General features: G+C 64.9%; 11 protein-coding genes. 7 read left to right on the top strand and 4 right to left on the bottom strand.

Annotated elements, in window-relative coordinates; genetic code table 11:
- Positions 1–22: 22 nt before the first annotated feature.
- The 6 genes from ruvA (at position 23) to AC5RVN_RS04120 (ending at position 7,792) form a co-directional block, all read left to right on the top strand.
- Entirely contained in the window at positions 23–667 is a 645-nt protein-coding gene (gene ruvA, locus AC5RVN_RS04095; protein ID WP_494137151.1) for a Holliday junction branch migration protein RuvA, read from the top strand.
- Positions 660–1,748 carry a Holliday junction branch migration DNA helicase RuvB gene (gene ruvB / locus AC5RVN_RS04100; protein ID WP_494137152.1) on the top strand — a complete coding sequence of 363 codons (1,089 nt, stop codon included), beginning with the start codon at positions 660–662 and terminating at the stop codon, positions 1,746–1,748. The genes ruvA and ruvB overlap by 8 nt, the downstream gene beginning before the upstream one ends.
- A 238-nt stretch (positions 1,749–1,986) precedes the next feature.
- Entirely contained in the window at positions 1,987–2,382 is a 396-nt protein-coding gene (gene yajC, locus AC5RVN_RS04105) for a preprotein translocase subunit YajC (RefSeq protein ID WP_494137421.1), read from the top strand.
- Between the two features lie 102 nt (positions 2,383–2,484).
- Positions 2,485–4,245 carry a protein translocase subunit SecD gene (gene secD, locus AC5RVN_RS04110; RefSeq protein WP_494137153.1) on the top strand — a complete coding sequence of 587 codons (1,761 nt, stop codon included), beginning with the start codon at positions 2,485–2,487 and terminating at the stop codon, positions 4,243–4,245.
- On the top strand, positions 4,245–5,267 hold the full coding sequence (gene secF, locus AC5RVN_RS04115) for a protein translocase subunit SecF (RefSeq protein WP_494137154.1): 1,023 nt from the start codon (positions 4,245–4,247) through the stop codon (positions 5,265–5,267). Before secD ends, secF begins: the two co-directional genes overlap by 1 nt.
- A 134-nt stretch (positions 5,268–5,401) precedes the next feature.
- Positions 5,402–7,792: a RelA/SpoT family protein gene (locus AC5RVN_RS04120; RefSeq protein WP_494137155.1), complete on the top strand. Its 2,391-nt coding sequence runs from the start codon at positions 5,402–5,404 to the stop codon at positions 7,790–7,792.
- On the opposite strand, the gene AC5RVN_RS04125 is transcribed toward AC5RVN_RS04120, so the two are convergent.
- The 3 genes from AC5RVN_RS04125 to AC5RVN_RS04135 form a co-directional block, all read right to left on the bottom strand.
- Positions 7,673–8,407, bottom strand: a complete 735-nt coding sequence (locus tag AC5RVN_RS04125) for a hypothetical protein (RefSeq protein WP_494137156.1) — start codon at positions 8,405–8,407, stop codon at positions 7,673–7,675. The two genes, AC5RVN_RS04120 and AC5RVN_RS04125, sit on opposite strands and share 120 nt — an antisense overlap.
- A gap of 112 nt (positions 8,408–8,519) precedes the next feature.
- Positions 8,520–10,046, bottom strand: a complete 1,527-nt coding sequence (locus AC5RVN_RS04130) for a DUF349 domain-containing protein (RefSeq protein WP_494137157.1) — start codon at positions 10,044–10,046, stop codon at positions 8,520–8,522.
- Positions 10,047–10,112: 66 nt separating this feature from the next.
- Positions 10,113–10,925 (bottom strand): peptidylprolyl isomerase, encoded by an 813-nt coding sequence (locus tag AC5RVN_RS04135; protein ID WP_494137158.1) that lies wholly within the window; start codon positions 10,923–10,925, stop codon positions 10,113–10,115.
- A gap of 228 nt (positions 10,926–11,153) precedes the next feature.
- Between AC5RVN_RS04135 and hisS the strand changes: the two genes are divergently transcribed.
- A complete protein-coding gene (gene hisS / locus AC5RVN_RS04140; RefSeq protein ID WP_494137159.1) occupies positions 11,154–12,530 on the top strand; it encodes a histidine--tRNA ligase in 1,377 nt (458 codons plus the stop codon).
- Positions 12,531–12,536: 6 nt separating this feature from the next.
- On the opposite strand, the gene AC5RVN_RS04145 is transcribed toward hisS, so the two are convergent.
- Positions 12,537–13,778: an APC family permease gene (locus AC5RVN_RS04145; protein WP_494137160.1), complete on the bottom strand. Its 1,242-nt coding sequence runs from the start codon at positions 13,776–13,778 to the stop codon at positions 12,537–12,539.
- Positions 13,779–13,832 lie beyond the last annotated feature (54 nt).

The following is a 13,832-nucleotide window of genomic DNA, read 5'->3' on the forward strand; positions in this document are numbered from 1 at the left end:
CGGTACACCAGGAGCCAGCCCCTTGATCAGTTTCCTTCGCGGAACCGTAGCGCACGTGGGGCTGTCCACGGCCGTCATCGACCTCAACGGCGCGGGCATGAGCGTTAACGCCACTCCCCAGACCCTCAGCCGGCTCCGCACGGGCGAGGAGGGCCAGTTGTTCACCTCCCTGATCGTCCGGGAGGATTCGCTCACCCTCTTCGGCTTCGCGTGCGACGACGAGCGCGAAGTTTTTGATGTCCTGCTCAGTGTCAGCGGGGTGGGCCCGAGGCTGGCACTGGCGGTCCTCGCCGTGCATGATCCGGAGGCAATCCGGGTTGCGGCACACACAGGCGACAGCAAAACTTTTACGAAAGTCCCGGGCATCGGCCCCAAAGTGGCCGGCCGGATCGTTTTGGAGCTCGCGGGGAAGCTGGTTCCGCACGGCACGGCCGGTTCGGCCGGTGCCCCCACCGCTGCCGAGGCTGCCTGGAAGCCGCAGGTGGTCGCGGCCATGACCAGCCTCGGCTGGTCCGAGAAAGACGCTTCGGCAAGTATCGACAAGGCACTGGCCGATGACCCCGAGGTGTCCTTCCGCGGCAACGTGCCGGAGATCCTGCGGACCACCCTTCGCTGGCTGGGCCAGGACGGTGCACGCGCCGGCAACCGCGTAGGCAGCCGTGGCTGAACCGTCAGTGGTCGCCGCCGGGGAGGAACCCGAGGAGCGGGCCATTGAGGCCGCGCTCCGGCCCAAAAACCTCCACGACTTCGTGGGCCAGCACCGGGTCCGCAAGCAGCTGTCCCTGGTGCTGCAGGCTTCCCGCATGCGGGGGAGAAGCGCGGACCATGTGCTCTTTTCCGGCCCTCCGGGCCTCGGGAAGACCACGCTGGCCATGATTGTGGCCTCCGAGATGAACGCCCCGCTGCGGATCAGCAGCGGCCCCGCCATTCAGCACGCAGGAGACCTCGCGGCCATTCTCTCCTCCCTGTCCGAGGGCGAAGTCCTGTTCCTGGACGAAATCCACCGCATGTCCAGGCCGGCAGAAGAAATGCTCTACATGGCCATGGAGGACTTCCGGGTGGACATCGTGGTGGGCAAGGGAGCCGGCGCCACGGCCATTCCCCTCGAACTTCCGCCGTTCACGCTGGTGGGCGCGACCACCCGGGCAGGCCTGCTGCCCGGGCCGCTCCGGGACCGCTTCGGCTTTACCGGGCACCTGGAGTTCTACTCCGTTGCCGAACTTGAGCTGGTCCTGCGGCGCTCGGCCGGGCTGCTGGACCTTAAGGTGAACTCTGCCGGGTTCAGCGAAATCGCCGGACGTTCGCGCGGCACGCCCCGCATTGCCAACCGGCTCCTGCGGCGGGTCCGCGACTGGGCCCTGGTTCACGGCATCGAACAGATTGACGCGCGGGCGGCATCCGCAGCACTGGATATGTATGAAGTGGACAAGAAAGGCCTGGACCGGCTGGACCGCTCGGTCCTGGAGGCGCTAATCACCAAGTTCGGCGGCGGCCCCGTCGGTCTCTCCACCCTCGCGATCGCCGTCGGAGAAGAAACCGAAACGGTGGAAACCGTGGCAGAACCGTTCCTGGTCCGGGAGGGGCTCCTGGGCCGCACACCCCGGGGCCGGATCGCCATGGCCCCGGCCTGGACCCACCTCGGCTTCGCCGTCCCCGCAGGCGTCTTCGGGCAGGAGCCACTGGACCTGTTTGAAACGGCGGGTGAGGACGCCGGCCCCGGCGAAGACTGGGCCCCGCAAGGCGAATAACAGGCTCCCTTCAGTTTTTCCCTTTAGACTGGTATGACGCTCGGCACGTTCGGGTCTTTGTTCCCGCAGGCAGCACTACCAGCAGCCCGTGGACGGATGGCGCTTCGCGCCAGACCACACGTTCAAAGCGGACGGCGCTGTCAATTAGCTCTACGCAAGTACAGAATGGAACTTCCCCGTGTTCGGACATATCACTGCCCAGACCACCACTACGCAGCCCGGCGGCGGCATTGACATCATGTCGATCCTGCTGTTCGCCATGCTTGGCGTCTTCATCTTCATGATGTTCCGCCGGAACAAGAAGACCCAGCAGCAGCAGGCGGCGCTTCAGTCGCAGTTCGCGCCGGGGGTTGAGGTAATGACCAGCTTCGGGCTGTTCGGCCGTATCGTCGCCATCGACGATGAAGAGAACAAGGTCACCCTGGAACTCTCCCCGGGCAACCTCGCCACCGTACACCGCCAGGCCGTTACAAAGATCGTGGAGCCGGTAGCAGCGCCGGACGCCGTTGCCCCCGCCGTGCCGGATGACGCTTCATCCCTCACCGCCCATGAGACCGGCAGCTCCGCTGTTACCGCTGAAACCCCGGACGAGACCCCCAAGCGCCTCAACGATGAGGGCAAAAAGGACAGCTAGTCCCGCTGGTTTTGTAAGACACCTCTACGGCTGCGGAACGCCGCCGGTGCCGGCAACAGGCAGGCACCGGCGGTTCCTCCGTGAATAAGAGAAAGATCAACAATGGCACGAACTGGTTCTAGGAAACCAGGCCTCAGGGTCCTGGTCTGGCTCGGCGTAATCCTCGCCGTGCTGACTGCTGTCCTGGCAGGCGGCACTATGGCCGGCCCGGCGAGCTGGGCGCCCAAGCTGGCGCTGGACCTCGAAGGCGGCACACAGATGATCCTGGCGCCGAAGGTGGAGGGCGGTTCGGACATCAATGAAGAACAGCTCAACCAGGCTGTGGCGATCATCCGCCAGCGCGTGGACGGTTCCGGCGTCGCTGAAGCAGAAATCAGCACCCAGTCGGGGCGCAACGTGGTGGTCAGCCTTCCGGGCACCCCGTCGACCCAGACGCGCGACCTGATCCAGGCCTCCGCCGACATGAACTTCCGCCCTGTCCTTCTCAACGGCGCCGGTGCACCCGTCCCGGAGGAGTCGCGGGCCCCCGAGGACCAGCTCCCCAAGCCGACGGCGGAACCTGCCAACAGCAGCGACACGAACTGGATCACTCCGGAGATTTACCGGCAGTTCGAAGCCCTCGACTGCGACAACCCGTCCCAGGACGAGCAGGAACGCTCCGATCCGGCCAAGCCGTTGGTGACGTGTGAGCCTGCTTCCGGCACAAACCCCGCCATCAAGTACATCCTTGGTCCGGTAGAGGTCAAGGGCAGCAACATCGTCACGTCCTCCTTCCAGCTCCAGCAGGGCGCCCAGGGTGCCGTCACGAACGAGTGGGCCGTCAACATCCAGTTCGACGACGAAGGCACAGCGAAGTTTAAAGAGGTCACCGAACGCCTGAACCAGTTCTACGTGGCTGCCGGCGGCGACTCGGGCAACGACCCCAAGGCCCAGTTCGCCATTGTGCTCGATGACCAGGTCATCTCAGCTCCCCGTTCGCTCGCTGTCATCACCGACGGCCGGCCCCAGATCACCGGCGGCTTCACGGAACAGAGCGCCAAAGCCCTGTCGGACCAGCTTCGGTTCGGCGCACTGCCCATCAGCTTCGAAATCCAGAGTGAGCAGCAGATCTCTGCAACCCTCGGCGGCGAACAGCTACGCATGGGCCTCCTCGCCGGTGTAATCGGCCTGCTCCTGGTGGTGGTGTACTCCCTCTTCCAGTACCGGGCCCTGGGATTCGTGACCATCGCCTCCCTGGTGGTTGCCGGCATCCTGACCTACCTTGCCATCGCCATCCTGGGCTGGACCGAAAACTACCGGCTGTCCCTGGCCGGCGTCGCGGGCATCATCGTCGCCATCGGCCAGACTGCAGACTCCTTCATCGTCTACTTCGAGCGCATCCGCGATGAACTCCGTGAAGGCCGCGGCCTGGTCTCCGCCGTCGAAAACGGCTGGAAGCGGGCTAAGCGGACCGTCCTTGCCTCGAAGGCCGTCAACCTCCTTGCCGCCCTGGTCCTGTACTTCGTGGCTGTGGGCAACGTCCGCGGGTTCGCATTCACGCTGGGCCTCACCGCCATCGCCGACCTCATTGTGGTGTTTATGTTCACCCACCCCACGCTGCAGCTGCTGGCGCGCACGAAGTTCTTCGGCGAGGGACACCGCTTCTCGGGCCTTGACCCCAAGCGCCTCGGCGCTGTGCCGCTTTACCGCGGCGCAGGCCGGATCCGTACCCCGGAAGACAAGCCTGCCCAGGTTGTCCGCGCCAAGAATGCCGGTGCCGCAGCCGAAGCGGAACGCCGGATGACCATTGCCGAACGCCGCATGGCGCAGAAGCAGGAGCAGCTCGCAGGCTCCTCGAAGTCTGCAGCGAAGGAGAACAAGTAATGCCAAGCTTCGCGAATTTCGGCAACGAGCTCTACACGGGCAAGCGCTCCTACAACTTTGTGGGCGCGAAAAAGATCTGGTTCATCATTGCGGCGGCTGCCGTTGCCCTGTCCATCCTTATTCCGCTTGCCAAGGGCGGCTTCAACCTGGGTATCGAGTTCCGCGGCGGATCTGAGTTCACGGTTTCGAACGTGAAGACCACTGACGCCGGCTTAGGTGAAAAGGCCGTCACTGACGTGGTGGAAGGCAGCGTTCCCCGCGTAGCAAACGTGGCCGGAACCACCATGCGGATCCAGACCGACAAACTCACCGATGACGAGACCCTCCGCATCAAGGAAGGCCTGACTTCGGCCTATGGCGTCACGGACAACGAAGTGACATCAACGTTCGTGGGTCCCACGTGGGGTGCTGACGTGACCAAGCAGGCCCTGATCGGCCTGGTGATCTTTGTGCTCCTGGCTGCGGTGCTGATGGCGCTGTACTTCCGCACCTGGAAGATGTCCCTCTCGGCTATCGCCGGCATGGCCGTCACGATGTTCGTTACCGCCGGTGTTTATGCCCTCAGCGATTTCGAAGTCACTCCGTCCGCCATCATCGGGTTCCTGACCGTCCTGAGCTACTCGCTCTATGACACGGTGGTGGTCTTCGATAAAATCCGTGAGAACACCGCAGACCTGGATGCATCCACCCGGCGTACCTTCGCTGAGGAAGTCAACCTGGCCGTGAACCAAACCCTGGTCCGCTCGATCAACACCATGATGGTGGCGATCCTGCCCGTTGGCGCCATCCTGTTCATCGGCGCCGGCCTGCTGGGCGCCGGAACACTGCGTGACCTCTCCCTTGCGCTGTTCGTCGGCATCCTGATCGGAACCGCAGCCACGATCTTCGTGGCAGCTCCCATGTATGCCTGGCTGCGGCAGAACGAGCCCGACCTGGCCAGGCAGGCAAAGCGCGTGGAGCACCGCCGGGCCGAGGCCTCTTCCAGGTCCGGATCGACGGTTGTGGAGCCGGCCCAGACCTGAGCCGCTTCCGCCGGCCGGGCAGTTGTCAGAATGCTGACGCTGCCCGGCCGTCCTGTTTAACCGGCGGCCCGTTTAAAAAGTCTGCGGGCAGGGGAATAGACTGAAGTAATTAAACGGTGGTGAGGGGTGCTTCATTGGAAGAACGTTCGGCGTCCGTGCCAACGGCACAGGGAGATAAAAGTCCTGCCGGACTGCAGACCGGCGCGGCCGCTTCCGCGCGTTCAGGTTCGCTGGTCCCGGTGGATAATTCCGGCTCACGCCCCACTTTCCCCGGCCGGCGGGAACGTACCCGCTCCAGGCTCGCGCGCCTGACCGGACGTGGTGCCGCAAATTATTCTCCGATCCTTGAGCCGCTGCTGCGGACGGTCAGGGCCAACAATCCCAAAGAGGATTTTGACCTGATCCAGCGTGCTTTCGACGTGGCGGAACAGAGCCACCAGGGGCAGAAGCGCAAGAGCGGCGATCCCTACATCACCCATCCGGTGGCAGTTGCCACCATCCTCGCCGAACTGGGACTGAGCGGGACCACTTTGGCGGCGGCCCTCCTGCACGACACGGTCGAGGACACCGCCTACACGCTTGCGGACCTGAAACGGGACTTCGGTCCCGAAGTGGCCATGCTGGTGGATGGCGTGACCAAACTGGACAAGGTCAGCTTCGGCGAGGCAGCCCAGTCCGAGACCGTGCGCAAGATGGTCGTGGCCATGGCCAAGGACATTCGGGTGCTGATGATCAAACTGGCAGACCGCCTTCACAACGCCCGCACGTGGCGTTTCGTCTCTGCGGAATCCTCCGCCCGCAAGGCGCGAGAGACCCTGGAAATCTTCGCCCCGCTGGCTCACCGGCTGGGTATGAACACCATCAAGTGGGAACTTGAGGATCTCTCCTTCGCGGCCCTTTACCCCAAGGTGTACGAAGAGATCGTCCGCATGGTGGGGGACCGGACGCCCGAGCGGGAAAAGAACCTGAGCGTCATCCGCGACCAGATCACCGAGGATCTCCGGGACGCCAAGATCAAGGCGACCATCACCGGCCGGCCCAAGCACTACTACTCGATTTACCAAAAGATGGTTGTCCGCGACAAAGACTTTGACGACATCAATGACCTCATGGGTGTCCGGGTCCTGGTGGATTCCGTGCGGGACTGTTACGCGGCCCTCGGAACCATGCACTCGCGCTGGAACCCCTTGCCAGGCAGGTTCAAGGACTACATCGCGATGCCCAAGTTCAACATGTACCAGTCGCTGCACACCACGGTGATCGGCCCGGGCGGGAAGCCGGTGGAGATCCAGATCCGGACCCACGAGATGCACCGACGCGCGGAGTACGGCGTGGCTGCGCACTGGAAGTACAAGGACCAACCCAACCGGACTGCGGTCGGTCCGGGCAGCCCCCGCGACGGTGACATGGGATGGCTGCGGTCCCTGGTGGACTGGCAGCAGGAAACCTCCGATCCCGGCGAGTTCCTGGATTCGCTGCGGTTCGAGATTAACGCCCGTGAGGTGTTTGTTTTCACGCCCAAGGGTGAAGTCATGGCTTTGCCGGCAGGGTCCACCCCGGTGGACTTCGCGTACGCGGTTCACACAGAGGTGGGACACCGGACCATCGGCGCACGCGTCAATGGGAAACTGGTGCCGCTCAACAGCGAGCTGAACCACGGCGACTGGGTGGAAATCTTCACCTCGAAGGCCGAAGGGGCAGGACCCAGCCAGGACTGGCAGCACTTCGTCAAGAGCGCCAGGGCGCGCAACAAGATCCGCCAGTGGTTCAGCAAGGAACGCCGCGAAGAGGCGATCGACCGCGGCAAGGAACTCCTGACCCGGGCCATGCGGAAGCAGAACCTTCCGCTGCAGCGCCTGATGACGCATGAGGCCCTGGCCGCAGTGGCAGCGGAGTTCAAGTACGTTGACATTTCCGGCCTCTATGCCGGCGTAGGGGACGGGCACACCTCCGCCCAGTCCGTCATGGAGAAGCTCGTCGAAAGCCTCGGCGGGAATGAAAGCACTGACGACGACATCACCGAAGTCAGCGTGCCCACCCAGGTCACCAAGGCCCGATTCTCCGATTCCGGTGTTGTGGTCCGCGGAGTCGGTGACGTTTGGGTGAAGCTTGCCCGCTGCTGCACCCCGGTGCCCCCTGATCCCATCCTCGGTTTTGTGACCAGGGGCTCGGGCGTGTCCGTGCACCGGACCGACTGCACCAACATCTCGGACCTGAAGGATCAGCCGGACAGGATTGTGGACGTGGACTGGGCCCCGACGCAGTCCAGCGTGTTCCTGGTGGAGATCCAGGTGGAGGCGCTGGACCGCAAGTCCCTGCTTTCCGACGTCACGCGCGTGCTGTCCGAAAACCACGTCAACATCCTTGCCGCCAGCGTGCACACCTCCACGGACAGGGTAGCCATTTCAAGGTTCGCCTTTGAGATGGGCGACCCCAAGTACCTGCACCACGTCCTCAGCGCTGTCCGCCGCATCGACGGGGTCTTCGACGTCTACCGCACCACCGGAAACAAACGCCGGAGCTAACCGGGCCAGCTTCTCCAACGCGGCCTTCTTGTGGGGGACGCGGGGGCTGGCCTCAATGGCAAGAACCAGCAGGCGCAGGCGCACGTCATTCTGCGGGCGCGCCAGCAGCCCTTCCAGGGTGGGGATGGCGCGTTCGGCTTCGACGTGCAGGGCAACGTCCAGGGCAGTCCGCAACGGGCTGGACACCATCAGGCCGCCCAGGCTCACGACGTCGAAGGGGCCCAGCTTCACCTCATGCAGGGTGCAGCCCATGGTGTTCCGCAAACTCGAAACCCGCCTTTTGGCGTCCACCAGAAGGGCCAGCCGGTCCGGTTCGCCCGCGCAGCCGTAGATCCATGCAGCTGTCATACGCCCTGCAACCACGCGCTGGCGCACAGCCGCGGGCACGGCCCCCGCTGCTGCCCGGGCACGCAGCTGCGGAGTAGCTGTGGCTCCGGGGACGGCATAGCCGTGCTGGTGGAAACGTTCCAGCAGCCCGTCCGAGGCCAGGGACTGCAGCTCGGGGGAAGTGAAAGGCATGCCAGGGGCGTACAGCTCCGGAAAGCGGGGTGCTGTTTCGCCTCCCTGGTGGTCCGTGCCACGGGCCGCGGAGGGAGGAGGTGGGGGATTCGCCATTTGCCCATCCTGCCGTTCCCGCTACTATCAGGCACAGGCCCGGTCCCGGTTATGTGGATAACCGGAGCCGGGCCTGTCAGAGCCGGCAGCCTGCGTGGGGCAGGCGACTGACCTAGGAGAGTTCGCTGGCCGAGCGCTGGATCTGGTCAAGCCAGGCCTGGCGCGCCTCCAGAGCTTCCTGCGCGGCCTTGATCTTGCGCTGATCGCCCGTCTTTTCAGCCTTGGCGAGATCGTCCTGCAGGCCCGCTATCGCGGATTCCAGCTGGGAGAGGGCGCTGTTGGTGCGGGCCTTCCGCTCGGGGTTTGAACGCTGCCACTGCTCTTCCTCGGCGTGGCGCACTGCATCCTCAACCTTCCGCAGTCCAGCCTCGACACGGCCCATGTCTGCGCGCGGAACCTTGCCGGCTTCTTCCCAGCGGTCGCGGACGGACTGAAGAGCCTTTTTAGCGGCTGCCAAATCCTTGACCGGGAGGATCGCGTTGGCCTCGGCGAGGAGGGCTTCCTTGACGGTGAGGTTGGCCGCGTACTCCTGGTCGATCTCGTCGTTGGCGGCCTGGCGGTTGGTGAAGAAGACGTCCTGGGCGGCGCGGAACCGTGCCCACAGGGCGTCGTCGTCCTTGCGACTCGCCCGCGGGGAGGCCTTCCACTGGTCCATCAGGCGGCGGTACTCGCCGGCGGCAAAACCCCAGTCAGTCGAGGAGGACAGCGCTTCCGCTTCGGCGATCAGCTTCTCCTTGGCGGACTTGGCAGCGGAGTTGTTGCTGTCCAGCTGCGAGAAGTAGGCGCGGCGGTGGCGGTCAAAAACGGTGCGTGCTGCACGGAACCGCTTCCAGAGGGCGTCCTCGTTGCTGCGGCCCAGGCGGACTCCGCTCTTCTGGGCAGTTTTCCAGCTCTCGAAGAGCTCGTTCATCCTGGAGCTTGAGGTCTTCCACTGGGTCTGGGCCGGATCCTGGCCGGAAATCTGCTCGGCCTCGGCCACAATGGCTTCACGGGCGGCAAGTTCGGAGGCGCGGACGGCGTCGTGCTCGGCCTTTTCCGCCTTTTCCAGCTCAGCGATCTGGGTGGAGAGTTTGTCCAAGCGCGCCTCAGCGGACCTGAGGTCGCCCACCATGTTCCGTTCCGCCAGCTGCTCGCGGAGATGCGTGACAGTCTTCTGCATGTCGGTGCTCGGGGCCTTGGAACTGACGCGCTGCTCGAGCAGCACAATCTGGGCCACGACGTCGTCGTACTTCCGGGCGAAGTACGCCAGAGCTTCTTCGTCGCTGACGTCCGGGTACTGGCCCACCGGGTGCTCGCCGCCGTCGATGTTGAGGAATACGTGCCCGTCGCCCTCAACGCGTCCCCATTTCGAGGCTTCGGCCAAGGACGTGGAGGGAACGGTGGCAACAGGTGCAGCAGCAGGTGCGGCGGCGGGTTTCGGCCGGGAGGCGAAAGCGGCAGGGGAGGGCGCGGGGCGGGGCGCCGGTTCCGGGGCGCTGCCCGCGGAGGGCTGATCCGGGGTGCCGCTTTCGGGAGCGTTCTCCACGGGAGCTTCCGCTGCCGGGGTGGTGGCTGCAACAGAAACTTCCCCGCCGGCGGCGGGTGCCGCCGTCTCGGTCACATCTGTTGCTGTTTCGTCGGATTTCTGACTGTCTGTCACCGCTAAAAGTCTTTCGCTTGAAGGAAAATGCTCAGGTCCTGCACCGCAGCTCCATGGCCGGGCTTCCTACTTCAGAGAGAACGAGTCTATCGTGACTGGTTCAACAGGTGCGCCGTCCGTGTCGCTGCTGCCCGGCGTAATTCCGGCAGCAGCTATGTTGGACACCGCGTCAAGGCCGGATGTTACCCTCCCCACCACCGTGTAGCCGCCGGCAGTGTCAGCCGGGATCACGGTGTCCTTGTAGACGATGAAGAATTGTTTCCCGTTTCCAAAGGCGTTGTTGCCGGTACGGGCGACGGCGACAGTTCCGGCCGGATAAGTGTTGTCAGCGGGGGTGTTTTCCAGGGGTCCCCAGGTGTAGGCAGGATCGCCCTGGCCCCCGGGGCCTGAGGCGCCGCACTGCAGCAAGCCGAAGGTCTCACCGGTGGTGAGGCGGTGGCACGTCTTTCCGTTGTAGTAGCCCTCGTCGCTGAGGGACTTGAAGACGGCGGCGGCCTGCGGGGCCTTGGTCCCGTCAAGCTCCACAGCGAGGGACGTTCCGTTGAGGACCAGATCACCGGTGAAGGTCTTGCCCGCAGCGGTATCGGCGCCGGGGATATTCGGGCCGTTGGTTGCCTGTGCAGCCGGGCTTGCAGGAGCCGAGGGGGACGGGCTGGTCAGTCCCGCCTCTGCGGCAGAGAACTCCTCCTCGGAGGGGTTTCCGGCAAAAGCGGTGAGTTGGAGTACGACGGCGAGCACCACGGCGGCGGTTCCGGCACCAGCGGCAATGAGGTTGTCGCGCCTGCGCCGCTTCTCCTGGTCCCGCCGCAGCTCGCGCTTTGCTTCCATTTGCTGGATGCGGCGCTTTGCTTCGCGGGCGCTGCGTGAACTGGCCGGCAAGGGTCCTCCTTATTGTCGGGCTGCTGCACAGCCGTGGTGTGGGCTCCGGCGCGCAGTGGTCTGACGGCCGAGCCTTGCCGGTCCGTCCATTAGAGATGCTGGCGGATGATGCATAAACTGACTGCCGCACATAGTTTATGCATGACTGGCTGGACTGCCGCCGTTCCTGGCCTGTTCGCCGGCGCCGGGCAAGTCCCAGGCACAACACCTACGAGGAGAACATCCACCATGGCACGCACCGCTTCCCTGTCCGGATTCCCCGAGTGGCTTCCCGAGGAGCGGCTGGTGGAGCTGCATGTTCTGGACACGCTGCGCCGGGTATTCGAGCTGCATGGATTCGGTTCCATCGAGACCCGGGCAGTGGAAACAGTGGGCCAGTTACTGCGCAAGGGCGAAATCGACAAGGAAGTCTACGGCCTGAGCCGGCTTCAGGAGGACGAGAGCGAAAACCCTGTCAAGGGAGGGAAAGCGGATCCGCACGCACTTGCCCTGCACTTTGACCTCACGGTCCCGTTCGCCCGCTACGTGGTGGAAAACGCCGGATACCTTGCCTTCCCCTTCCGCCGCTACCAGATCCAGAAGGTGTGGCGCGGTGAGCGGCCGCAGGAAGGGCGCGCACGTGAGTTCACGCAGGCGGACATTGATGTGGTGGGGGACGGTGACCTGCCGTTCCGTTACGACGTCGAAATCGCGCTGGTTATTGCCGAGGCCCTGAGCGCCCTGCCCATCCCGGATTTCCGCCTGCGGATCAATAACCGCAAGCTTGCCGAGGGTTTTTACCGGGGCATCGGTCTCGAGGATACGGCCGGCGTCCTGCGGAGCATTGACAAGCTCGAAAAGATCGGCGCGGACAAGGTGGCCGGGTTGCTGAAGGAGGAACTGGGGGCCACGGACGAACAGGCCCGGAAGGCCCTGCAGCTGGCTGCCATCCGGACTGAGGACACTTCCTTCGTGGAACAGGTCCAGGCGCTGGGCGTCAGCAATGAGCTGCTGGACGAGGGTCTCAACGAGCTTGAACAGGTCATCGAGGCCGCTGTCCAGCGTGCTCCGGGCAAGGTGGTTGCCGATCTCAGCATCGCCCGCGGCCTGGATTATTACACCGGCACCGTGGTGGAAACCGTTCTGGTGGGGCACGAGCAGCTCGGCTCCATCTGCTCCGGCGGGCGTTACGACGCACTGGCCTCGAAGGGCAACCGGAAGTTCCCGGGGGTGGGCCTGTCCATCGGCGTCACCCGGCTGGTGTCCCGCATCCTCAGCCAGGACCTGGCCAAGGCTTCACGCTCCGTTCCCACCGCCGTGCTGGTTGCGCTTACCTCTGATGACAGCTGGAGTGCGGCGCAGGACGTGGCCGCCCAACTCCGCGGCCGGGGAATTGCCACTGAGGTGGCGGCGAAGGCGGAGAAATTCGGCAAGCAGATCAAGTTCGCCGACCGCCGCGGGATTCCCTTCGTCTGGTTCACCGACGAGGACGGCACGCACCAGGTCAAGGACATCCGCACCGGTGAACAGGTCATCGCCTATCCGGAAACCTGGATGCCGCCCGTGGAGGACCTGGCGGTACAGGTAGCGGCAACCGCACAGGTGGCATCAGCAGCCTCCGTATAGCTGCTGCTACCGCCGGAACCGCAGCACGAGCCACCGCCCCGCCACCCCTGCCGCGAGGACCCCCGCCATGGTCAGCACGGAGGCCGCCGGAAGAGTGAAAGCCAGCAGCAGGCACGCCACGAAGCCGACGGCATTCAGCCACTTTGGCGCGTACCCCGGGTGCGGGCTAAGGGTGAAGGCGGACGCGTTGGCCACGGCGTAGTACACCAGCACGCCGAAGCTTGAGAAGCCCACCACCGTCAGAACGTCGGTGGTCAGCAGGAGCAGGATTACGACGGCGGCCACAGCGACCTCTGCAACGTATGGAACGGTGTGCTTGCCGCCCACCCGGGCCAGGGGCCGGGGGAGGTCACCTTCACGGGCCATTGCCAACGTGGTTCTGCCAACGCCCGTGATGAGCGCAAGGAGCGCGCCCAGGCACGCGGCTGCCGCACCTGCCTGCACTGCCGGCGCGCCGCCTGCGAGCTGTGACTGCAGGACGGCTTCCAGCAGCGGGGTCTTCGTGGCCGCCAATTGACCGCCGGGAAGATGGTTGAGCAGCAGCAACGCCAGCGCCAGGTAGATGGCGAAGGCGGCAGCCAGCGCGGCCAGGACTGCCCGGGGGATGGAACGGGAAGGGTCCTTGACTTCCTCGCCCAGTGTGGCGATGCGGGCGTAGCCGGCGAAGGCGAAAAACAGCAGGCCCGCGGCGGGCAGTACGCCGGCCGGCCCGCCGGGAGACGCGTCGGCCAATCCCGCGGCTGGATGCGGCCCAATGATGGCGGCGACGGCGACGAACACCAGGGTGGCCAGCACTACGCACAGCAGGATCCTGGTCAGCAGTGCCGTCCTCGTGATGCCCAACAGGTTGACCACGGTCAATGCCCCCACCGCCGCGATGGCCACCGGTACTGCGTAACTGCCGGCGGCATAGGTGCCGAACGTCAATGCCATCGCCGCGCACGAGGCGGTTTTCCCGGTGACAAAACCCCAGCCTGCCAGGAAGCCCGGCCACTCGCCAAGCTGTTCCCGGCCGTAAACGTACGTTCCGCCGCTGGTGGGATATTTCGCGGCCAGCGCGGCAGAGGCGACGGCGTTGCAGTATGCCACCACCCCGGCAATGACCACCGAAAGTACCAGGAAGTTTCCGGCCAGCGCGGCGGCCGGTGCGAAGACGACGAACACGCCTGCGCCCAGCATGGAGCCAAGGCCGATGGTGGTGGCATCGAAGGTGCCGAGCCTTCGTTGGAGTTGCTGGTGCGCGCTCATGCGGTGACAGTTCCTTTGCAGCGGGTAAACTCGAACGGAATCGTTCCCCGAACG

Source organism: Arthrobacter sp. sptzw32, assembly GCF_059089735.1.

Bases quoted from the DNA above. Each gene is read 5' to 3' on its own strand.
- yajC (WP_494137421.1), top strand. From the start codon at position 1,987: ATGTCGATCCTGCTGTTCGCCATGCTTGGCGTCTTCATCTTCATGATG.
- secD (WP_494137153.1), top strand. From the start codon at position 2,485: ATGGCACGAACTGGTTCTAGGAAACCAGGCCTCAGGGTCCTGGTCTGG.
- secF (WP_494137154.1), top strand. From the start codon at position 4,245: ATGCCAAGCTTCGCGAATTTCGGCAACGAGCTCTACACGGGCAAGCGC.
- AC5RVN_RS04125 (WP_494137156.1), bottom strand. From the start codon at position 8,407: ATGGCGAATCCCCCACCTCCTCCCTCCGCGGCCCGTGGCACGGACCAC.
- hisS (WP_494137159.1), top strand. From the start codon at position 11,154: ATGGCACGCACCGCTTCCCTGTCCGGATTCCCCGAGTGGCTTCCCGAG.
- AC5RVN_RS04145 (WP_494137160.1), bottom strand. From the start codon at position 13,778: ATGAGCGCGCACCAGCAACTCCAACGAAGGCTCGGCACCTTCGATGCC.